The organism is Cochlodiniinecator piscidefendens, assembly GCF_011326755.1.
Classification (GTDB): domain Bacteria; phylum Pseudomonadota; class Alphaproteobacteria; order Rhodobacterales; family Rhodobacteraceae; genus Cochlodiniinecator; species Cochlodiniinecator piscidefendens.
In genome coordinates this window covers 265,788-286,570 of the sequence record NZ_JAAOIE010000002.1, presented here as the reverse complement: position 1 = coordinate 286,570, position 20,783 = coordinate 265,788, and the positions used below count along the sequence as shown (strand labels likewise).

Below are 20,783 nucleotides of genomic sequence, written 5' to 3'. Positions count from 1 at the left end.
TATCTGCAGGTAAATAAGGAGAAGAAAATGCGTAATGCAGCGTTAGTATTGGGAATTATTGGCGGTCTGATCGGGGTGTTGATCGGGTTTTTCAGCTACGGCTATACCGTCTTTGTCGATTGGGTCGGGAATGAAGCCCCGAATGCGCTGGATCAGGTGGAAAACGTTGGGCTGATACGAGTGGTCAGTTTATTTGCGCCCCTTTTAGCGATCGCTGGTGGCGCTATGGCGCGCTCTCAAGCAAAGGCAGGTGGGGCAATGCTTTTGGTTTCAGCAGTGGGGATGCTTTATGCTTTTGGATTTGGGGTCTTTACTATGTTTCCAATATCAATGTGTGGGCTTGGCGGCGCATTGGCGCTGTTGGCCACCAAGCCGGATGCACATTAACGGGTGCCGATAAGGCGGTCCAATGACAGTGGGCCGCCACCCTTTAAGACCAATATCAGTAAAACCGTAACCCAGAATAGGCGTTGATCTAAGATTATGCTATCTGGGATGCGATCAAACCAAGCACCAAGCGTCTCAGGGTGATCAATGCCGCCATGCCCATATAGGTCTGTAAGGCTTTGTACGACGACAAAACCGATGGTTCCGAGTGCCGCGATACGTGTCAACAATCCTAACAATAGGAGTGCGGGAAGAACAAATTCTGCAATGGTTCCAGCAACAACAACTGCCCAATGAAACACACTCAGTTGGCTAACATCATAGCCAACGGCTTCCATCGCTTTTGGGAAAATTTGTGCATAGGCTCCGAGTGAAGGACTTAAAATTCCGAAAATTCCGTCGCCCAATTTTGTTAAGCCTGAATTCCACAGGTAAACCACTAAGGTGGCAGCAATTGTAAAACGCGCCAAAGTTGGTAGGAACCATGCTCCTAGAAGTTTTTCCAATTTTTCAAAAATCAAATTGTGAAGGGTAGTCAGTGCGGTCATTGGTGTGATCCTTCTTGGATTTGTATTATTGCGGCACCTGTGATCAACACGCCGAGTAGGGGGGTAAGGTCAAAACCTGCTTCTGCAGTGGTTGCGGCTTCGAAGGCTTCCGCAAATGTCTGCCCGCCCTTCAGCGCAGTTACAAAACGTGCAGCCCCTAGAGAGACGCCCGTTACAACAGGGTCTAATTCGGGGCGTGTGACCAATATCGCTTCGGGTTGCATTGCAGGTTTGGGTGCGTTTTCTACAGTGTTCATGCGCCATATGGCGTGAATCGGCCAGTCTGATGTAACCACGTATACTGCTTCTGAGAGTGAAAAGCGTGCAGCCATTAATCGTTCTGGCGGTAAGTTTTGGAGGGCTTCGGGCGCAATCGGCATACTGTCTTTCGCGTGATAGCTATGTCTACGTGCCAGTTCTATACGTGCGATGTCGGGCAAATAACCTAAGTGTTTTACCGGCTCAAACGTTTTTAGGAAATCGGGCATTTCCGTTCCGTAAAACATCATGAGTGGTGATGTAGGCGGGTACTGCCGTAAAAAAACACCTGCGAGCGCACGAAAAAATGCATCCCCCAGAAGTTTGTGAATGATCGGAAATGCTGCTATCAGCGCCTCAGTTAGGCTAACCGCAACATTATTGCGATAGACGGAAAACCGCTTTCCGGCCGGACGGCCATCAGGGTCGGTCAAGCCTTCTGGAATAGGGAGGTTCGCATCAAAAATTGCGGCGCGAAATTCGGACTGTGTCACGTTCATGCTGGCAACCGATCTAGAATTTTTGCTGCACGCGATGCTTCTGCGGCGAGAACAGGCCATTCAGGAACATCGGTATCCCATTCGATGAGTGTTGGGCGCGGCCCGGATTTCGCAATGGTATAATGATAAAGAGACCAAACAGGATCAACAACTTCAGCACCATGGCTATCTATCAGTAGTGGCGCGCCTAAATCGTCTTCATCTTCATCGTGGCCACCTAAATGAATTTCGCCGACTTTATCCAGCGGGAAAGCATCAATATAGGCGTAGGCATTCATCTTTTGGTTGGTTGCTGAGACAAAAACGTTGTTCACATCTAACAGCAATCCACAGCCTGATCGTTCTGCTACGTCATTTAAAAAATCGGTTTCTGCCATCGTGCTCTCGGAAAAGGCTAAGTACGAAGACGGGTTTTCTAACAGCATCTGGCGGCCAACCACATCTTGGACTTCGGATACGTGATCCGCAACGCGCGAGAGTGTATCGGCAGTATATGGTAGCGGAAGCAAGTCATTTAGAAAGTGGCTGTCGTGGGTAGACCAAGCGAGATGTTCGGAAAATCGGGCAGGGTTAAGCCAGCTCACCAAATCACGAAGACGGGCTAAATGATCTTTGTCCAGCGGCTTTTCACCGCCAATGGACAATCCAACGCCATGGACTGAGAATGCGAATTTTTCGGAAAGAGCGCGAAGTTGCGCGTGGGGGCGACCACCTTGGCCCATATAGTTTTCAGCATGAATTTCGAGCCACTCAACGGGCCCTGCATCTTTCATGATGTCTGTGAAGTGTTGGGGTTTATAGCCAACGCCCGGTCGATTGGGTAGCTGATCAAATGAATGGCGGGTGGCATCTAACATGAAACGCTCCGGTCAGCTGGTCTTTATCGGTCGGTTAGAGTGCGCCCCCACGCGGTGCAGGGGCGCAGGAGTATCTTAGGACGCTGGTAGGTCGCGGTCTAGTGCATCGGTTGACCCCATACGTGCAGAGCCGTCAGCCATTGCTGGCAGTTCGATGTCTGCGCATGTGCCAGCTTCTACGAGTGTCCAAGCGTTACCTTGGTAGTCAACTGTTGACGAACCTGCACATGTTGTACCTGGGCCAGCTGCACAGTCGTTTTCACCAGCAAGTGAAACACCGAAGCATTTTTCGTTTTCTTGAGCTTGTACTGCACCAGTTGTTGCAGAAAGAGCGGCAGCAACGGCACCAGCAGCGGCGAGAGCTTTTACAGTGTTGGACATAGTATGACTTCCTTTAGTTTGAATATCTGATCGCGTTTGATGCGATAGACTAACCATACGCCGAGTAAATAAACTCTTTCCAATCACGAGGACGTTAGTCACAGCGGCGTTATAATTTTAGATGATTTGTTACTAAGGAAATTCGTAAGTTATTGAAAAATAACAAAGGCCGCGCAGGCGATATACCGCGCGGCCTTTTAAAATATTGCAATCTTTTACAAAAGGTCAGGTGCTTTTGCGTCTTTCGTGAGAATTGTTACAGCTTCATCGAGTGAGATTACTGCTGTTTGTTTCTCGCCTAGACGGCGCAATGTGACTGTTCTGTCTTCGACTTCTTTTTTGCCAACTGCCAGAATCACCGGAACTTTGCCCAGAGAATGCTCGCGGACCTTGTAGTTGATTTTTTCGTTTCTGATGTCTGCTTCGGCACGTACACCTTGAGCACGCAAAGCAGCGACGGTTTCTAAGACAAAATCATTCGCGTCAGAAACAATCGATGCCACAACAACCTGACGAGGCGCTAACCAGAACGGCAATTTTCCTGCATGTTCCTCGATCAGAATTCCAATGAAACGTTCAAACGACCCCAAAGTCGCGCGGTGCAGCATTAGGGGGCGATGGCGGGCGCCATCCTCTCCAATATAACTAGCGTCCAAGCGTTCAGGCATATTGGGGTCAATCTGTAATGTGCCACATTGCCAATCTCGTCCAATCGCGTCGGTGAGCACGAATTCTAGTTTTGGACCATAAAACGCACCTTCGCCTTCTTGGATCTCATAGTCATATCCGGCTGCTTTGATACCGTTCGCAAGTGCCTCTTCTGCTTGATCCCAACTTTCTTCGGTACCAACCCGTTTTTCGGGACGAGTGGAAAGTTTTACGCGCCAGTTCTCAAATCCGAGGTCTTTGTAGATCATGGCGAGAAAACCGACGAACGTTTTAGTTTCCTCTTCGACTTGGGCTTCGGTGCAGAAAATATGGCCGTCGTCCTGGGTGAAACCACGCACACGCATAATGCCGTGCATCGCGCCCGAGGGCTCATATCTATTGCATGAGCCAAATTCAGCCATGCGCAGGGGTAAATCGCGATAGGATTTCAGGCCTTGATTGAAGACCTGAATATGGCAAGGGCAATTCATCGGCTTTAACGCGTTGACGGCCTTTTCTCGGGCGTGATCTTCGTCGACCTCTACGATGAACATGTTGTCCTGATAATTCTCCCAGTGACCAGAGGCCTCCCACAATTTGCGATTAACAACTTGTGGGGTATTCACCTCTACATAGCCACCTTTATCTTGACGGCGGCGCATGTAGTCTTGCAGCAAGGTATAAATGCGCCAGCCATTTGGGTGCCAGAAAACCATCCCGGGTGCCTCTTCCTGCATGTGGAAAAGGTTCATTTCTTTGCCCAGTTTACGGTGATCACGCTTTGCGGCTTCCTCAAGCATTGTAAGATGCTTTTTTAAGCCTTCTTTGTTTGTGAAGGCACAGCCGTAAATGCGTTGCAGCATGGGGCGATCACTATCACCACGCCAATAAGCGCCAGCGATGTTCATTAGTTTAAAGCCATCTGCAGGGACTTGGCCGGTGTGCTGCAAGTGCGGACCACGGCACAAATCCTGCCAATCGCCGTGCCAGTACATACGCAGCGGTTCATCACCTGGGATGCTTTCGATCAATTCGACTTTATAAGGCTCGTTGCGATCAGTGTAATACTGGATGGCGCGGTCGCGATCCCAAACTTCGGTTTTGACAGCATCACGCAGGTTGATGATGTCTTTCATCTTTTTCTCGATGAGACCAAGGTCTTCGGGTGTGAAAGCTTCGGCGCGATCAAAGTCATAGTACCAGCCGTCTTTGATAACCGGACCGATTGTGACTTTGGTCTCTGGCCAGATTTCCTGAACCGCGCGTGCCATGATATGGGCAAGGTCATGACGTACAAGCTCAAGCGCCTGAACATCGTCTTTCATAGTGTGAATGGCGATATCTGCGCTTTCAGAGATTGGCCACTGCAGATCCCAATGTTCACCATTGACGGTGGCAGAAATTGCTTTTTTTGCCAAGGAATTTGAAATGCTTGCAGCAACATCAGCGGCTGTTACGCCAGCGTCGTAATCGCGTGAATTGCCGTCAGGAAATGTAAGAGAGACTTGTGCCATATCGGCTCCTCGTCAGTTTGGCGCCCACGGAACGCCCGGTTGCAGGATATGTGGTGCCCCGTATTTGGCCCGTTGCGGGGATGAAGTCAACGGCGGTTGAGCGAATTCTTTAGTGAGGTTAGGGTGTTGAAAATTACAGGATCAACAATGACTGAGCATTCCTTCTTTCTCTCCCCTCAGGGACGTAAAATAGCCTACAATAAGACTGAAGGGCACGGGCCCGGTGTCGTGTTTTTAGGTGGCTTTAAATCGGATATGGGTGGAACCAAGGCCGTATTTCTTGAAGCTTGGGCTAAGAGGCAAGGGCGCGCCTTTCTCCGATTTGATTACTCAGGGCATGGTGAATCATCAGAAGAGTTCACCGATGGATGTATTGGCGACTGGGCAGAAGATGCGTACGCGGCCATTTCAGAACTGTCAGAAGGTCCGCAAATTTTGGTGGGCTCGTCTATGGGGGGCTGGATTTCGCTTTTGATGTGTAAACAAATGCCTCACCGTATTTCAGGGCTTGTTGGCATTGCGGCTGCGCCTGACTTTACCGAGGATAGCATGTGGGCAGGCTTTGACGCCGCTCAGCGTGATGAACTTGCTGTTACCGGACAAGTTGCGCTGCCCTCCGATTATGGGGAGCCTTACATCATTACCCAGAAATTGATTGAAAATGGGCGCTCTCAGTTGGTTTTGCGGGACGAATTGAATTTGCCTTTCCCGGCGCGGTTTTTGCAGGGAACGGCGGATGAAGATGTTGATATGTCCGTTGCCTTGCGTTTGCTGGATCACGCTGCTGGGGACGACATTCAGTTAACTTTGGTAAAGGGCGCTGACCATCGATTTTCTGATGAGACTTGCCTGCCTCTAATTACAGAAACCGTCGAAGATATTTTGCATATTATTGGAGAATAATTATGGAGCAACGTGTGAGTCTGATCACGTTAGGTGTTGCCGATATGGAGCGATCCGCAGCATTCTACGAAGCCCTTGGATGGACGCGGGTCGAGAGCCAAGATGGCGTTATTGCGTTTGATTTGATTGGCCAAACACTGGGGCTATACCCCAAGACGGCATTGGCAGATGAACTGGGGATAGATGTTGAGAATATCGGCGGATTTTCAGGAATTACGTTCTCGCATAATCTAAGAGAAAAATCAGAGGTTTCGGTATTTCTCGACCGTGCTGAAAACGCCGGAGGCAAAATCCTTAAATCTGCTCAAGATGTGTTCTGGGGTGGTCATCATGGGTACTTTTCCGACCCGGATGGGCATGTTTGGGAAATTGCGCACAACCCGTTTTCACCGTTGGGCCCAGATGGTGCATTTCAGTGGAACGGAGTTCAGTAAATGCGTCGCCCGGCCAGTATGTGGAGTCTTGAGACCTTGGGTCGGGTCCGCCTTTCTAAGTATTTTTATATGCGGGAGTTTCTATATTCTGAAATTGGAAATTTCCACCAAATTCAAAATATTCCCGACAATCCTGATCTGGCCATCCAAGCTGGTAAGATGCTGTGTTCGCAACTCTTGGACCCGTTAGTCGAAACTTTCGGCGTGGTTTCTGTGCGATCAGGGTTTCGTTGTGCTGCCCTTAATGATTTTGGCAACGAAAATGCGTTGAATTGCGCAGCGACCCACGCGGACCGTGCGGGGCATGTTTGGGACCATCTGGATGGCGACGGAAACATGGGGGCCGGGGCATCAATTGTGATCCCATGGTTTGCCGACCAATATGAACAAGGGCGTCATTGGCATGATCTCGCATGGTGGGTCCATGATCATCTACCTTATTCCGAAATGCGTTTTTTCCCGAAGCTTTGCGCCTTTAATCTGATGTGGAACGAAGCCCCTAAGCGCGACATACGCGGATGGATTGGGGGAAACTCGGTTCTATTGAAAAAGGGGAAATTACCGGATCTATCTCCGAGCGACAGGGAAAAGAAATACACGGATTTTCCACCGTTTCGCGGGGTTTGTTTGCCGGAATGCCACAGCTCTAACACAGAATAATAATTCCATATGCAAGATCACTATGCGCGGTTAATGTTTCGTCAACAAAGATAATATTGCGGGCAGCACATGACACCAACAACTTGTGATCCACTGGTTTTAATACCGGGTATGATGTGTGATGCGCGCGTATTTTTACCGCAGATTTTGGCGCTTTCTTGTGATCGGGCTGTGCAGGTGTCGCCCATTACGTCTGAAGAGACAGTTGAAGGCATGGCGCGGCGGGTCCTAGAGACAGCGCCAGAACGGTTTGCTTTGGCGGGATTGTCATTGGGTGGCATTGTCGCCATGGAAATTCTGCGTATTGCGCCGGAACGTATCACAAGAGTTGCATTGATTTCCACATCGGCCCAATCAGAACGCCCAGCCCAAGCCGCAACAAGGGAACCCCTTATCGTTGCAGCGCAAACAGGTCGCCTACGTGATGCTTTGGGGGAAACGATGTTGCAAGAGTATCTCGCCCCGGGGGAGGATCGTGCAGACATTTTGCAGCTGATGACGGCAATGGGTATGTCATTGGGGGCTGACGTTTTCATTCGTCAATCCCGCGCACTTCAGCGCCGACCTGACCAGCAAAAAACCCTACGCATGAGCAAAATTCCCGCGATGGTGCTATGCGGCGCGCACGATCAATTGACGCCATTGCGCCGCCAAGAATTCATCGCTGAACTCATGCCTTTCGCGACGTTTAAAGTAATCGAAGATGCAGGGCATCTTCCTACACTTGAGGCCCCGCATGCAACGAACGCGGCTTTGAAAGAATGGCTGAACTCTGCGCTAGTGTTGCGTTAGTTGTTCGCTTTTTTCGATTTGCGCGATGGCTTTTTGCGTTCGCCTGAATTGGCGTCGATAAAGTTCAGAACCAATGGACGAATATTATTGCGCCAGCTGCGGCCCGCAAAGATACCGTAGTGCCCCGCATCTGGTTCTAGATGGCTTGCCTTCATGCCATCCGGCAAACCCGTCAACATATCAAGTGCTGCGACGCATTGGCCCGGCGCGCTGATATCGTCTTCGGCACCTTCAACAGTCTTTACCGCGACGTTGGTGATTGCACCGATATCAACCTTTTTACCCGCAACAATAAATTCGTTTTTTGCAATCTCACGGTTTTTGAAAACCCGTTCGACTGTTGATAGATAAAATTCAGCGGTCATATCCATAACGGCCAAATATTCATCGTAAAAACGATTGTGGGGATCGCGATCGTTTGATTTTCCATTGGCGACGTTCATCACCTGATTTGAAAAGGCTTTCATATGCCGCTCAGAATTCATCGACATGAAAGACGACAATTGTAACAGGCCCGGATAAACCATGCGGCCAACGCCTGCATGTTTGAACCCAACCCGTTGAATGGCGGTTTCTTCAAGTTGCCCCATCGTGACGCGGCGTCCAAAATCGGTCACGTCGGTCGCCGCTGCATCAGGGTCGATGGGGCCACCAATCAATGTGAGCGAACGTGGTTGAGCTGCTGGGTTCTCTTCAGCAAGATATGCCGTTGCAGCCAATGCGAGGGGGGCAGGTTGGCACACAGCAATGACGTGAGTGTCTGCACCGAGGTGCTTCATAAAATCGACAAGGTAGAGTGTATAATCCTCTACATCAAACTTGCCTTCGGAAACAGGGATATCGCGCGCATTATGCCAATCGGTGACATAGACTTCGCAATCTGGCAGCAGACTTGCCACTGTCGAACGCAACAGAGTTGCGTAGTGGCCAGACATTGGCGCAACCAAAAGAACCTTGCGCTCCATTGGGGCGCGGCCTTGTACTGCAAAGTGAATGAGGTCACCAAATGGGCGCTCCAAAACCATTTCCACCGCAATCGTATGGTCACGTCCATCTGTGCCAACAACGCTTGGAATGGCCCAATCAGGTTTTACGACCATGCGGGCGAATGTGCGTTCGGTCACTTCACCCCATGCAGCCATCATTTTGAAGAATGGATGTGGAACCAATCCGGTTGCCGGATAAGATGCCATAGCAAGAGCAGAAGCCCCCAACCATTGGTTGGTGTTGCGAGCTGCCTCCATCAAATCGTAGGTCGCCATGTAACGCATCAATTTTCCTCTCAATTCGCATAAGCGCAACAAAAGGTCGCTTTGACCTCTGCATGGAAGCAGCTATGCTGCACTTGCAGCGAACATTAGGATGGAATTATTAATATGACAACCGATCATCATGATGCAGTTCAAGAATTGCCGGATCTCGCTGAAAACCTTGCAAAAGTTGAAGAGCTATCGCAGCGTATTATGTCTGCGGTTGCGAAAAAGCCGCCTGTGAACCCAGCTTTAGAAGGGCCGGGGCAAGATCTGATTTCAAAAACAACATCCGCATATTTGGCGGAATTGATGGAAAATCCAACCCGTATCTTTGAAAATCAACTTAAATATTGGACGAAGTCGGTCCAGCATTTTGCTGATGCTCAAGAGGCGATGCAGCAGGGTGGTTACGCCGTTCCTGCGGATTCTAGTCCCACTGATAAGCGGTTTTCAAATCCGCTTTGGGAGACCAACCCTTATTTTAATTTTGTTAAGCAACAATATCAGATCAACGCCGAAGCCGTACAAGACACTGTTGCGGGTCTAGGTTCAATCGAAGGGAAAGACAGGCAGAGGCTTGAGTTTTTTGCCAAACAGATTGTTGATCTTCTGTCACCTACTAACTTTCTGGGGACCAATCCTGACGCGCTGGAGAAAGCGGTCGAAACTCAGGGCCAATCCTTGATTGATGGGTTGCAAAACCTTGTACGTGATCTGGAAAACGGTGACGGGGACTTACTTGTGTCATTGGCTGATCAAGATGCTTTTGAGGTTGGGAAAAATATAGCCACTTGCGAAGGCTCAGTGGTGTTTCGTAATCGAATGTTTGAATTGATTCAGTTCAAACCAACCACCGAAACCGTGCACAAAACGCCGCTTATTTTGTTTCCACCGTGGATAAACAAATACTACGTCCTAGATTTGAAACCTCAGAATTCGCTCATTCGTTGGATCGTTGATCAGGGCTACACGTTGTTTGTCGTGAGCTGGGTCAACCCGGATGAAAGTTATGCCGATGTCGGAATGGATAACTATATCGAAGAAGGATATTTAACGGCGATTGATACAGTTAAAGCAATCACGAATGAACCACAGGTGAATGCTGTTGGATACTGTATTGCCGGTACGACTCTTTCAGTCGTATTGGGATTACTGGCTAAGCGCGGTGATAAATCCGTGAAATCTGCAACATTTTTTACAACGATGACTGATTTTTCTGACCAAGGTGAATTTGGTGTCTTTTTGGAAAATGATTTTGTAGATGGGATCGAAGCGCAGATCGAAAGGGATGGATTGCTAAAATCCTACTTTATGTCCCGCACGTTTTCTTACTTGCGGTCCAATGATTTGGTTTATGGGCCAGCTATTCGTTCTTACATGATGGGCGAAGCGCCACCAGCGTTTGATCTATTATTTTGGAATGGAGATAGCACAAACCTACCGGGGCGTATGGCCCGCGAATACCTGCGTGGTTTGTGTCAGGGCAATGCGCTGGCCAACGAGGGATTTGAGGTTTTCGGTGAAACGATGCGTTTGTCTGATGTGAAAATCCCCGTGTGTTCGATCGCGTGTGAAACGGATCACATCGCGGCGTGGAAATCATGTTTTTCTGGCTTTGCTCAATTCGGGAGCAAGTCAAAAAAGTTTATTCTCAGCGAGAGCGGTCATATCGCTGGCATCGTGAATCCGCCGTCTAAAAAGAAATATGGCCATTTCCTAAACGAGGCGTCCGTCAAAGATGCGGATGAATGGAAGTCAGGGGCATCTTTCCACAATGGCTCTTGGTGGGGGGAATGGGAATCTTGGCTATCCAAGCGGTCGGGGAAGCAAGTAGAATCACGCAAAACGGGTGGTGAAAACCACCCTGAACTGTGTGCTGCACCTGGTACTTATGTTCTTTGACTTGTAGCGCTTTGATTATGCCTTATAAAATTTAATGCTGCGCTGCAGCGAAAATACTTGATTTGCCGCACTGCAGCATTTATATATTTCTCAGACGCAGAATTCAGCGGGTAGCTTCCTCCCTTTAAGCCCGCCTTTAAGGAGACTTCCAATGACGAACCCACAAGACCTGACAAAAATGATGCAAGACATGATGAAAGCATTCCCAGTTGATACAGCTGCAATGCAAGATGCTTTCAAATCTCAAGCAGCACTTGGCGAAAAGATGTCTCAAGTTGCTTTGAATGCAGCTGAAAAATCTGCTGAGATCTCAGCAAAATGGACAAAAGAAACCATCACTAAACTTGGTGATGCTTCCAAAGTTCAGCAAGAGCCAGCAGAAGTTTCCAAAGCTGTAACTGATTTTGCCTCAGCTTCTGCAGAAGTTGCTGCCGAAAACATGGCTGCATTCGCAGAAATCGCGAAAAAAGTTCAGATGGATACAGTTGAATTGCTGATGTCTGCTGGCAAAGAAGCAGGCGAAGAAGCATCTGCTGCTGTTAAAAAAGCAACATCAGAAGTTTCTAAAGCGGCTAAAGCAGCTGCAAAATAAGTTATAATATCTCTTTTGTCCTCCCAGACGAGATATTTTAAAGGTAGGCCATTATGGCCTGCCTTTTTCTTTTCTTGCAATTGCGGCATGGTTGCCTGATCATCTCTGCACTGCAGAAGGGGAGGCTTTCTTGGCGGATACTGATAAACCACTACTGATAAAGCGCTATGCCAGTCGGCGTCTGTATAATACAGAAACCAGCGATTACGTGACGCTTGATGATATTGCAGGCTTTATCCGCGATGGGCGCGAAGTTCAGATTATTGATTTGAAATCTGGCGATGATCTAACACGTCAATATATGCTTCAGATTATTGCTGAACACGAAAGCCGTGGTGAAAACGTTTTACCTATTTCGGTTTTGACCGATTTGGTGCGCAGTTATACCAATCATGCTCAAAGCGTTGTTCCTGACTTTCTGGCGCAATCTTTTGAGATGCTACGTGAAGGTCAAACTCAGATGATGGAAAATCTGGGCACAATAAACCCTCTGTCCAGCATGCCCGGATTTGATGCGATGAAGGCTCAACAGGAGGCTTTTTTACAGGCTATGAGTAGCGGTTGGGCTGCAAATGCAGCTCAGACGCCTCCGGCGCAGAAAACGGCTGCTGAGGAATCTAAACCAGAAGCAACCGATGATCTAAGCGATATCAAAAAACAGCTGGAAGCATTGCAAGCTCAGCTGTCCAAAATCGGCAAGTAAACGATGGTCGAAAGCCCTGGGCGGATCACCCTTTGGGGAATTGAAGTCTTTGTTGCAACAGCCGAAGAAGGATCCATCTCTGGGGCGGCTCGCCGATTGGGGGCCAGTAATTCATCCGTTAGCCAACAATTGACCAACTTAGAAACATCACTTGGGGCAACGCTTTTAAATCGTAATGCGCGTCCTGTGACCCTGACACCTGCGGGCGGTATGTTTCGCAAGCGAGCTCAACGTATCTTAAACGAAGCGGAACAGGCGCGGGTTGAACTTGCGACAGGTGATTTGGCCCAATTGACGCGGTTTCGATTAGGGATGATCGAAGATTTCGATGCAGATGTAACCCCAAAACTTTTGGCCGATATGGCAGAGGATCTTAAGGGGTGTCAATTTTTACTCGAAACAGGGGCGAGCCATCGACTGTTTGATCTATTAGACACGCGGGCCTTGGATGTGGTGGTTGCCGCTGATTTAGGGGCAACAGCAGACTGGATGGAAGTCCATCCAGTGCTTGAGGAACCCTTTGTTGCGGCAGTGCCTAAAGGGGCGATCACGGGGCCTAATGTGTTGGACCAACTCAGTGAGTTGCCTTTGATACAATATACCGAACGCCATGTTATGGGTCGCATGATCCGGGCGCATCTCGCGCGGCAAAATCTAAAACTCGCGCATCGGTTTGAACTGGATAGTTATCACGCTATTATGTCTATGGTCGCCAAAGGGGCTGGCTGGACGATACTAACGCCGCTGGGCTTTTTGCGTGCAGAACGATTTATGTCGCAGGCTGAACTCATCCCGCTGCCGTTTGAACCGATGTCGCGCACAATCTCAGTTACCGCGCGTCGAGATGTGCTTGCTGACATGCCACAAGAGGTTGCGGAGCGCCTAAGAGGCTTGGTCTCAGATCTTATTGTGACACCCGCTGTGTCGCGGATGCCCTGGCTTGAACAAAGCTTAAAAGTTCTGAATTAGGCCGCTTGTGCGGTACCTTTGACGGCTTGGGCCGCGTCTTTTATTGCTGTAGCAATGTAGCGTAAATCATCATGCTGAAGTCGTGGAGGAAGCCGCACGTCGCAAGCGTTCATGAGCATCGCCCTCGTTTGCGGTAGATCTGGCTGTGGGCCAATAAACTCCCAATTCCAAAACGCGCGTGCATTGTTTTTGGTTGTTCCAAAGACTTGGACTGAAACCCCTCTATTTTGGGTTTCTGCGACAAAGGCCATCGTTTCGGTTTCTGAAAAATCGTTCAGATTAAACTGAATTGAATCTGGCGCACGGGTTTCTGGGGCGAGGGCGGCAGGAACATGGAGAAATGGTGAGCTGTTTAATTCACCTGCGACCCAGTCATGGTTTGCACGCCCATCTGAAACACGGCGCGCAACTTCGGGTATCTGAGGGCGGATCACTGCAGCAGAGAGGTTCTGCATTCTTAGGTTATAGAGTGGTAGCTTATTTTGCCATTTTCCAAATGCCTCGTGCAAAACCGGGTGCTTTTTCCAATTGTGTTCATAAGCTCCGGACATGATTACGGCTTGGGCGACCAAATCTGCATCGTCGGTCACCAGTATGCCGCCTTCGCCTGCGTTGATCATTTTGTATGATTGAAACGAAAAACATCCAACTTTGCCCAAGGTTCCGATTTTTTGATCATGCCACAGGGTTCCTAGTGAATGCGCAGCATCCTCAACAACTGGTATGTTCCGGTCCCGACACAGCGCGATAATGGCATCCATGTCAGACGTATGCCCACGCATGTGACTGATCAATACAGCGCTGATATCGGACGTAAGCTTATTTTCAAAATCGGTGATATCTATGCGGTAATTTTCGCCAACCTCAACCAATACCGGGACGCAGTCAGCGTGGACAACTGCAGAGGGCACCGCTGCGAATGTAAACGCTGGGATCAATACTTTTGCGTTGCGTGGCAGGTTCAAAGACTTAAGCGCAAGAAACAAAGCGGCTGAACAAGAAGAAACAGCAAGTGCAAATTTTGTTCCCATAAACGCTGCGAATTCCTTTTCTAGCAATGCAACTGGTGCGTCTTCCGGTGCTGTATAGCGGAATAAATCACCAGTCGTGAGAAGGCGATCAATTTCAGCGCGGGCGGATTCAGGGATTGGCTCAGCTGCGTAAAGGTTTGGCGCGTGGGTCATTTGAATTTTCCATCACTAAGTTTTGAAAATCAGTAACTAGATTTCGAAAAAAATGAAAGAAAAATTTAAACGAACAAAAACACCCGTGCAGATAGCCGCCGATTTACTACAATCAGGTGGTCCGAGCTGATTTTAAAAACGTCGCAATTTCCGTGGCCAAATACGCATTGGATAAAGGAACGTGCGCGAGATCTAGGGCACGTTGCATCGCATCATCACAATAGTCAGCCGTTCCACGACGCGCAGCAACAAAATCCCCGATAACCTCAGGGCCAAATTCAGGGTGAGGCTGGATCGTAAGTGCACGGTTCTGATCATAAAGAAGCGCTGCATTTTCGCAAAAATCGCTACTTAATATTGGCGTTGCTGAGGAAGGGGCTTTGGTGACTTGATCTTGATGCCAAGCATTTAAGGTTACTTTGCCATGACCATTGTAGTCATAAGTCTGCGGACCAAGCCCCCAGCCCTTATCGAATTTTTCAACTGTTCCGCCCATAGCACGTGCAATAATTTGGTGTCCGAAACATATGCCGACGAGCGGTATTCTTGCATCATACGACTGGCGAATGAACTCACAAAGGGGTGCAATGAAGGGATGATCTTCGTATGCGCCATGCTTTGACCCGGTAAGCAGCCAGCCATCAGCATCGCTGACTGAGGTGGGGAATTCCATATTTTCCACATCCCAAGATTGGAATGTGAAATCATGGCCGGCTAGCATCGTTTCAAACAGCTGAGGTAAAGTGCCGTGTTTTTCTGCGGTGTCTTGTGAAACATGACCACACTGAAGAATTCCGAGTTTCATAATATCACCGAATGATCTGGGGGCGAATGCGAATCTTTTTCCGTTTTTCGCGCGGCAAGTGACGATTTAATCGAGTGTTAATTAATCCATAAATCCCAGTCACAATCAAAGTCAGGATTATGAAATATCCTGCCAAAATCGGATAGGGCACAAACGGGTTGAATGTCTTATCGGCAAAGTAATTGGCGTAGTACAACGCATCCCCTTGCTGGCGCCATGCGGGGAACCCAGAAAAGAACACGAGCGTTGTTGCATGAAACAAAAAGATAGCTTCGTTGGTATAGGCGGGCCATGCAAGGCGCAGCATGGTTGGCCAGATAATCCGACGAAATCGTTTCCATCCTGTGATGCCATAGGCGTCAGCGGCTTCGACATCGCCTTTGGGAATTGATTTCAGTGCCCCATAGAAGATCTCACCGGAATAGGCTGCGGTATTGAGGAGTAGAACGATCAACGCGCCAAGCCAAGCTTTGGTCAGCCAGCGGGTTTCGACTGTGAGCTCAACAAATCCGAGATTAAGATCACCGGTCAGTTTTGGCAGAAGGACAAAGGTTTCGTAAGCCAAGAAAAACTGAATAAACAGGGGCGATCCCCTAAGTACAAAGATAAACCACTCGGCAGGTTTACGGAGGACTTTATTGCTGCTGTTCTTGGCCAGAGCAACGGCTGTAGCCAAACAAAATCCAAAAATGAGTGCAAAAAAACCGAAATATACATTCCAGATCATGCCTGACCCGATCAAGGTAAACTGTTCACACAGGGTGAAATCAGACCGGGGCAGTAAGCGTTCGCCGTATCCCAAAGAACGAAAGGCGTAGGCTTGTATCGTTTCAAGACAACTCATGCTGTGGCCTTTCCACGGGGTGTTTTGCGCTGAGATTCACCGCCTGTTGTGGCTTGCCCAAGGGTTAGTCGCTTCATAATCCTATCGAAAGCAATCTCGGATACTTTGGTGAGACCTAAGTAGAAAACGAGCAGGCCCAAGAAATAGTACAAACGCCAGTCAGGATGGGGATAGGTAAATGCAGATGTTTTAGAACCACCCAGCTCTCGTGCCCAATATACGATGTCTTCGACGCCCAAAAGGAACAACAGTGGCGTTGCTTTGATGAGGATCATCCACAGATTGCTAAGACCAGGCAAAGCGTAAACCCACATTTGTGGAACCAAAATGCGCCAAAATGTCTGGCGTGTGGTCATTCCATAAGCCTGGGCTGTTTCAATTTGAGGAAACGGAACTGCGCGCATTGCGCCAAACAAAACATTCGCTGCAAACGCACCAAAAACGATTGAAAAGGTCAGGATGGCCAGTGAAAACCCGTAGACCTCGTGTACCCATTGCGGCGAGGATGACAGGGGGAGTTTGGCCGCGCTACAAACAACAAAATCGCTTCCTTGGCGGATTGGTTCGGCCCAATCAGGGCACTTAACTTGATGGCGGAGCCATTCAAATGCCTGATCCAATGCGATCACAAAGAATAGGAAAAAGGCAATATCTGGTACGCCACGAACGATTGCGGTGTAGGCTTTGCCAAACCAACGAATTGGGGCGATAGGGGATCGCGCAGCCATGGCGCCACCAAATCCAAACATGAGTGCCACAGGCGCGGTTATGATCAGCAAAAGCATGATCGTACCGAAGGAGGTGTAAAATGCCATGTGCTTGCCCGTAGTGAGGTAGCAACTAAGCCATTGTAAACCTGCAAGCTGGTCTGGGTCTGTGCAGAAGGAAAACATCAAAAGTCCGTATGCAAAAACGAGGCGCAGAATATGCGCCTCGTTTGATTAAGTATCGGATTAGAACGTAAGGGCGTCTTCACCAAAGTATTTGATGATCAAGACGTTCAAAGATCCGTCGTCTTTCATCACTTGAATCGCTGCAGTTAATTGATCGCGCAGTTCGTTGTCAGATTCACGTACACCAAAGCCAATACCGCCACCAAGGCCAACATCTTCGCCAACGATCATCAGTTCGCCATTAGATTCCGCAGCGATTGGAATGAGGAAATCTTTGTCAGCGAAAACAGCGTCTGCTTCGCCATTACGTACAGCAGCTACAGTTTCGTCCGGTGTCGCAAATTCAACGAGAACTGCACCAGATTCAGCAACGTAACCAGCCTGAATAGTTGCTGATTGTGCTGCAACAACGCCACCCATAAGGTCAACATCAGCTGACGCAGCTACATAAGCCGAGGCTGCTGGTGGGAAGTAGTTTTGTGTAAAGTCAATAACTTCATCGCGCTCATCCGTGATGGACATGCCTGCGATAATAGCGTCGTAGTTGCCGGACACGAGGTTCGGAATAATGGAATCCCATTCGTTGGTGACCCATTCGCATTCAAGCTCAGCAATTGCACATACAGCATCACCAACTTCGCGTTCGAAGCCTGCAATTTCGCCATTATCATCGATGAAGTTGTAGGGAGGGTACGCACCCTCTGTGCCCAAACGAACAACATCAGCGGCGGCAAAGCCTGCAGTTAAAGCGAGCACAGCAGTGCTCAAGATTAGTTTTTTCATTATACTCTCTCCCAGTATGTGGCGCTTCATTATTAAGCTGTAACAGTCGCGCTCAGGAACTGTTGCAGGCGTTCGGTTTGTGGGTTCTTGAACAGCACGTCTGGCGCGCCTTCTTCTTCGATCAAGCCTTGATGTAAGAACACGACATGATCAGAAACATCGCGCGCCATACGCATATCATGGGTCACGATTATCATTGTACGGCCTTCTTCAGCCAGGGCTTTGATTACGCGCACGACTTCTTGCTCCAATTCGGGGTCAAGCGCTGAGGTCGGTTCATCAAAAAGCAGGGCCTTTGGTTCCATGCACAATCCGCGTGCGATGGCCGCGCGTTGTTGTTGGCCACCAGATAGTTGGGCTGGATAAACGTCACATTTGTCGCCAATGCCAACTTTTTCGAGATATTTCCGGGCTGATGCTTCTGCTTCATCTTTGTCACGGCCTAGCACGGTCACTGGCGCTTCCATCACGTTTTGGAGGATGGTCATATGCGCCCAAAGATTGAATTGTTGAAACACCATCGAAAGGTTCGTGCGCATTTTACGAATTTGGACTTTATCCGCCGGATGACGATCATGGCCAGTGCCGCGCCACAACACAGGATCACCCTCAAATAAGATTTCGCCCTGTTGGCTGTCTTCAAGCAAATTGCAGCAGCGCAAGAGGGTAGACTTACCGGAGCCGGATGATCCGATTAGAGAAACCACATCCCCTTTGTTGGCGGATATATCGACGCCTTTAAGGACTTCAAGCTCGCCATATGCTTTGTGCAGGTTTCGTATTTCTATTACGGGTGTGTTATTTTCAGTCACGCGGTGTAGCTATCTCTGTTTTTTGGTTGGTGGCTAGTAATTAGGATATTGCGATCAAATGCAACGCCAAACCGTTTGTTGATGTTGGTTGAACTTCTCAATTTGGAAGGTGATTTGGTCAATTTGAACGATGAGGTCTCCACCTGACACGAGAGATAACTCCTTTGACACGCATTGATTGTGTTGTGATGGGCCGATTATTTTGTCTCGACCTGCTGTCTTGCTAGGGCGCTGTCTCTGTCGTTTATGCCTAGCAAATTTGACATCAACCGCATTTGCGCATCTTCTTCTTCGTCTCGGTTACCATCTGCAAGAACAACTTCCCACATGGCTTTGATGATAGCTATTCGATCTTCAAGGGATACAGCGTCCTTGATTGCACGGGTGAAGCGCACAGTATCTGGGGCGTTGGCCTCGACGGTTTCGGCTTGTGTCCGCAATTCAGACGCCTCAAAAGGAGAAAGTTCGAACCTAACCCGCAAAATACGATCAATACGATCGATTTCACATTGTTCGTATTCCCCGTCGGCTCTCGCGAGTCTGACCAGTATAGATGCCAACGCCAGTTGAACGTCGGGGGCATCCAAACGCTGAGGATTTGGAGATATGAGGCGATTCAGGAATTGTGCAAACATATTTGCTATATATACCGGCTGTAAGTTGGTGCCAATGAGGTCTTAGTCAGTTTTTGATCGAATAAGGTCAGTTGGATCGACGCCCAAAATATTTGCGGTTTTCACAAACAAAGAATGCTCTTCTGTTTGTTCTACACCATCTGCCATAACAACTTTCCATAGGGCCTCAACAATGGCGGAACGCTCACTGTAGGCGACGCTGTCTTTTAATGCTAAGGCGAAATCGTCAGATGTAGGGGCTTGTGCTTCGAACTGTTCGCATTCAGCGCGCATCTTTGCGGCCTGAACAGCGTTCAATTGGTAGCGCTCTGCTAAAATTCCGTCGATTTGCCCGATTTCCTCGAAGGCATAATGCTGATCTGATTTCGCGATGCGTACCAAAAGACCACCCAATGCCAGACAAGAGTCGTCGGCGCAGAGTTGTGTGTTGGCTTTAGAGCCAATTGCAGAAAAAATTCGTTCAAACATCCGATTACAATGGGGGCGGGACGTAAAAAACTCAAGTCTGAACTCGTATTCTGACCAAAGGTAATCTTATGATAACGAGGCCTTAGCGCGGCTTCTTTGACCGACGCAAGGTTGCAATGCTTGTGTTTACGTTTCGTACGCGACGGGCTGACGTCAACGACAGTGCCAGAAGTATTACTATGCCGGCTGTCCAGTGATAAATGGTGATTTCTTCCCCGAATGCGATCCACCCAATGACAAACATTGTAGGAAGCTCAACGCTGCCCGCAATCGCAGTGTTTGCCGCGCCTAAGCGAGGGGCATAAGCGACATATAAAAGTTGTGGGAGTAATGCCGTGCAAATGCCAATCCCAAGCAAAAGGGCCCAAAGTCGTGGCTCTGATGGTAGTACAGCCTCAATCGGATAGGTGAACATCAATGGTAGCAACGCTATGGATGCACCTAATGGAACGATTGTCATGCGGGAAAGTTTGGGCAAATTAACCAGCTTGTTGGTCAAAATGTTTATTGCGAGGCCAAAACCAATAGGTGCGATCATGGCATAGAAAATTGCTTTGCCGGGGATGTGGGCTGCCCCGTCCGGCGTGTAGGTCCCAATGATGGCAGCAATTAATATGAGAACCGATGCAAAGGTCGCACGTTGCGTTGGTTTATCTTTAAATAGAACCCAAGACAGGATCAGAGTGAAGATTGGGTAGGTCATGTACAGAATGCCTGCTGTCGAAACAGGCATGAGCTCAAGAGCAAGAACATACCCGGTCCAGCCCAAACCCAGAATGAAGCCTGAGATCAGCCCCCACAATAAAACTTTTGGATCAGCCCCTTTGGGGAAAATCCAAGCAAAAAATAATAAGGGGGAGAGCAAATACCTGAAAAAAGCCACCGCTGGTGGGGCCATGCCGGCTTCGGTCAGGGAGCGGGCAAAAAAAGGTACAGATCCAAAAGCCACCGACGCAACCAGAACCATTGCCAAGGCAAATCGAATGTCTTGCGCTTCGTTTGGTGGTGTATAAGCTGACGATTGCGTGTTTTCCATTTTATAACGTTGGATCTGAAAA

Annotated in this window: 24 protein-coding genes; 9 read left to right on the top strand and 15 right to left on the bottom strand. The window is 48.8% G+C overall.

The window, feature by feature from the left end; genetic code table 11:
- Nucleotides 1-27: 27 nt before the first annotated feature.
- The gene (locus G9C99_RS06090) at nucleotides 28-387 is read left to right on the top strand and encodes a DUF4064 domain-containing protein (protein WP_166416565.1); all 360 of its coding nucleotides are present in this window, start codon (nucleotides 28-30) and stop codon (nucleotides 385-387) included.
- On the opposite strand, the gene G9C99_RS06085 is transcribed toward G9C99_RS06090, so the two are convergent.
- From G9C99_RS06085 to thrS, 5 genes are all read right to left on the bottom strand, one after another.
- Entirely contained in the window at nucleotides 384-935 is a 552-nt protein-coding gene (locus G9C99_RS06085; RefSeq protein ID WP_166416564.1) for a DoxX family membrane protein, read from the bottom strand. The two genes, G9C99_RS06090 and G9C99_RS06085, sit on opposite strands and share 4 nt — an antisense overlap.
- Nucleotides 932-1,693: an HvfC/BufC N-terminal domain-containing protein gene (locus G9C99_RS06080; protein ID WP_166416563.1), complete on the bottom strand. Its 762-nt coding sequence runs from the start codon at nucleotides 1,691-1,693 to the stop codon at nucleotides 932-934. The genes G9C99_RS06085 and G9C99_RS06080 overlap by 4 nt, the downstream gene beginning before the upstream one ends.
- Complete coding sequence (gene bufB / locus G9C99_RS06075; protein ID WP_166416562.1) at nucleotides 1,690-2,550, bottom strand: MNIO family bufferin maturase; 861 nt, start codon at nucleotides 2,548-2,550, stop codon at nucleotides 1,690-1,692. The genes G9C99_RS06080 and bufB overlap by 4 nt, the downstream gene beginning before the upstream one ends.
- 75 nt (nucleotides 2,551-2,625) lie before the next feature.
- Nucleotides 2,626-2,931, bottom strand: coding sequence for a BufA1 family periplasmic bufferin-type metallophore (locus G9C99_RS06070; RefSeq protein WP_166416561.1), 306 nt, complete (start codon nucleotides 2,929-2,931; stop codon nucleotides 2,626-2,628).
- A 215-nt stretch (nucleotides 2,932-3,146) separates the two neighbouring features.
- Nucleotides 3,147-5,093 carry a threonine--tRNA ligase gene (gene thrS, locus G9C99_RS06065; RefSeq protein ID WP_166416560.1) on the bottom strand — a complete coding sequence of 649 codons (1,947 nt, stop codon included), beginning with the start codon at nucleotides 5,091-5,093 and terminating at the stop codon, nucleotides 3,147-3,149.
- Nucleotides 5,094-5,240: 147 nt separating this feature from the next.
- Here thrS and G9C99_RS06060 point away from each other — a divergent pair, with 147 nt between their 5' ends.
- The 4 genes from G9C99_RS06060 to G9C99_RS06045 all read left to right on the top strand — a co-directional run bounded on the left by G9C99_RS06060 (nucleotide 5,241) and on the right by G9C99_RS06045 (nucleotide 7,882).
- Entirely contained in the window at nucleotides 5,241-5,996 is a 756-nt protein-coding gene (locus tag G9C99_RS06060) for an alpha/beta hydrolase (RefSeq protein WP_166416559.1), read from the top strand.
- A 2-nt stretch (nucleotides 5,997-5,998) separates the two neighbouring features.
- Entirely contained in the window at nucleotides 5,999-6,430 is a 432-nt protein-coding gene (locus tag G9C99_RS06055) for a VOC family protein (RefSeq protein WP_166416558.1), read from the top strand.
- 18 nt (nucleotides 6,431-6,448) lie between these two features.
- Complete coding sequence (locus G9C99_RS06050; RefSeq protein WP_166417102.1) at nucleotides 6,449-7,090, top strand: hypothetical protein; 642 nt, start codon at nucleotides 6,449-6,451, stop codon at nucleotides 7,088-7,090.
- Nucleotides 7,091-7,159: 69 nt separating this feature from the next.
- Nucleotides 7,160-7,882: an alpha/beta fold hydrolase gene (locus tag G9C99_RS06045; protein WP_166416557.1), complete on the top strand. Its 723-nt coding sequence runs from the start codon at nucleotides 7,160-7,162 to the stop codon at nucleotides 7,880-7,882.
- Here G9C99_RS06045 and phaZ read toward each other — a convergent pair.
- Entirely contained in the window at nucleotides 7,879-9,153 is a 1,275-nt protein-coding gene (gene phaZ, locus G9C99_RS06040) for a polyhydroxyalkanoate depolymerase (protein ID WP_166416556.1), read from the bottom strand. The two genes, G9C99_RS06045 and phaZ, sit on opposite strands and share 4 nt — an antisense overlap.
- 105 nt (nucleotides 9,154-9,258) lie before the next feature.
- On the opposite strand from phaZ, the gene phaC reads away from it, so the two are divergent.
- The 4 genes from phaC to G9C99_RS06020 all read left to right on the top strand — a co-directional run bounded on the left by phaC (nucleotide 9,259) and on the right by G9C99_RS06020 (nucleotide 13,301).
- Complete coding sequence (gene phaC / locus G9C99_RS06035) at nucleotides 9,259-11,037, top strand: class I poly(R)-hydroxyalkanoic acid synthase (protein ID WP_166416555.1); 1,779 nt, start codon at nucleotides 9,259-9,261, stop codon at nucleotides 11,035-11,037.
- 151 nt (nucleotides 11,038-11,188) lie between these two features.
- Nucleotides 11,189-11,629, top strand: coding sequence for a phasin, PhaP (locus G9C99_RS06030; protein ID WP_166416554.1), 441 nt, complete (start codon nucleotides 11,189-11,191; stop codon nucleotides 11,627-11,629).
- A gap of 130 nt (nucleotides 11,630-11,759) precedes the next feature.
- Entirely contained in the window at nucleotides 11,760-12,332 is a 573-nt protein-coding gene (phaR, locus tag G9C99_RS06025; RefSeq protein WP_166416553.1) for a polyhydroxyalkanoate synthesis repressor PhaR, read from the top strand.
- A gap of 3 nt (nucleotides 12,333-12,335) precedes the next feature.
- Entirely contained in the window at nucleotides 12,336-13,301 is a 966-nt protein-coding gene (locus G9C99_RS06020; RefSeq protein ID WP_166416552.1) for a LysR family transcriptional regulator, read from the top strand.
- Here G9C99_RS06020 and G9C99_RS06015 read toward each other — a convergent pair.
- The 9 genes from G9C99_RS06015 to G9C99_RS05975 form a co-directional block, all read right to left on the bottom strand.
- Complete coding sequence (locus tag G9C99_RS06015; RefSeq protein ID WP_166416551.1) at nucleotides 13,298-14,485, bottom strand: DegT/DnrJ/EryC1/StrS family aminotransferase; 1,188 nt, start codon at nucleotides 14,483-14,485, stop codon at nucleotides 13,298-13,300. The genes G9C99_RS06020 and G9C99_RS06015 overlap by 4 nt on opposite strands.
- Before the next feature lie 112 nt (nucleotides 14,486-14,597).
- Nucleotides 14,598-15,290: a type 1 glutamine amidotransferase gene (locus tag G9C99_RS06010; RefSeq protein ID WP_166416550.1), complete on the bottom strand. Its 693-nt coding sequence runs from the start codon at nucleotides 15,288-15,290 to the stop codon at nucleotides 14,598-14,600.
- Between the two features lie 4 nt (nucleotides 15,291-15,294).
- A complete protein-coding gene (locus tag G9C99_RS06005; protein WP_166416549.1) occupies nucleotides 15,295-16,134 on the bottom strand; it encodes an ABC transporter permease in 840 nt (279 codons plus the stop codon).
- On the bottom strand, nucleotides 16,131-17,027 hold the full coding sequence (locus G9C99_RS06000; protein WP_166416548.1) for an ABC transporter permease: 897 nt from the start codon (nucleotides 17,025-17,027) through the stop codon (nucleotides 16,131-16,133). The genes G9C99_RS06005 and G9C99_RS06000 overlap by 4 nt, the downstream gene beginning before the upstream one ends.
- 60 nt (nucleotides 17,028-17,087) lie before the next feature.
- On the bottom strand, nucleotides 17,088-17,810 hold the full coding sequence (locus G9C99_RS05995; RefSeq protein ID WP_166416547.1) for a transporter substrate-binding domain-containing protein: 723 nt from the start codon (nucleotides 17,808-17,810) through the stop codon (nucleotides 17,088-17,090).
- Between the two features lie 32 nt (nucleotides 17,811-17,842).
- Nucleotides 17,843-18,622 carry an ABC transporter ATP-binding protein gene (locus tag G9C99_RS05990; protein WP_166416546.1) on the bottom strand — a complete coding sequence of 260 codons (780 nt, stop codon included), beginning with the start codon at nucleotides 18,620-18,622 and terminating at the stop codon, nucleotides 17,843-17,845.
- 197 nt (nucleotides 18,623-18,819) lie between these two features.
- Complete coding sequence (locus G9C99_RS05985) at nucleotides 18,820-19,257, bottom strand: tellurite resistance TerB family protein (protein WP_166416545.1); 438 nt, start codon at nucleotides 19,255-19,257, stop codon at nucleotides 18,820-18,822.
- A 42-nt stretch (nucleotides 19,258-19,299) separates the two neighbouring features.
- Entirely contained in the window at nucleotides 19,300-19,725 is a 426-nt protein-coding gene (locus G9C99_RS05980; protein ID WP_166416544.1) for a tellurite resistance TerB family protein, read from the bottom strand.
- Between the two features lie 82 nt (nucleotides 19,726-19,807).
- Nucleotides 19,808-20,761 carry a DMT family transporter gene (locus tag G9C99_RS05975; protein ID WP_166416543.1) on the bottom strand — a complete coding sequence of 318 codons (954 nt, stop codon included), beginning with the start codon at nucleotides 20,759-20,761 and terminating at the stop codon, nucleotides 19,808-19,810.
- Between the last annotated feature and the right edge of the window lie 22 nt (nucleotides 20,762-20,783).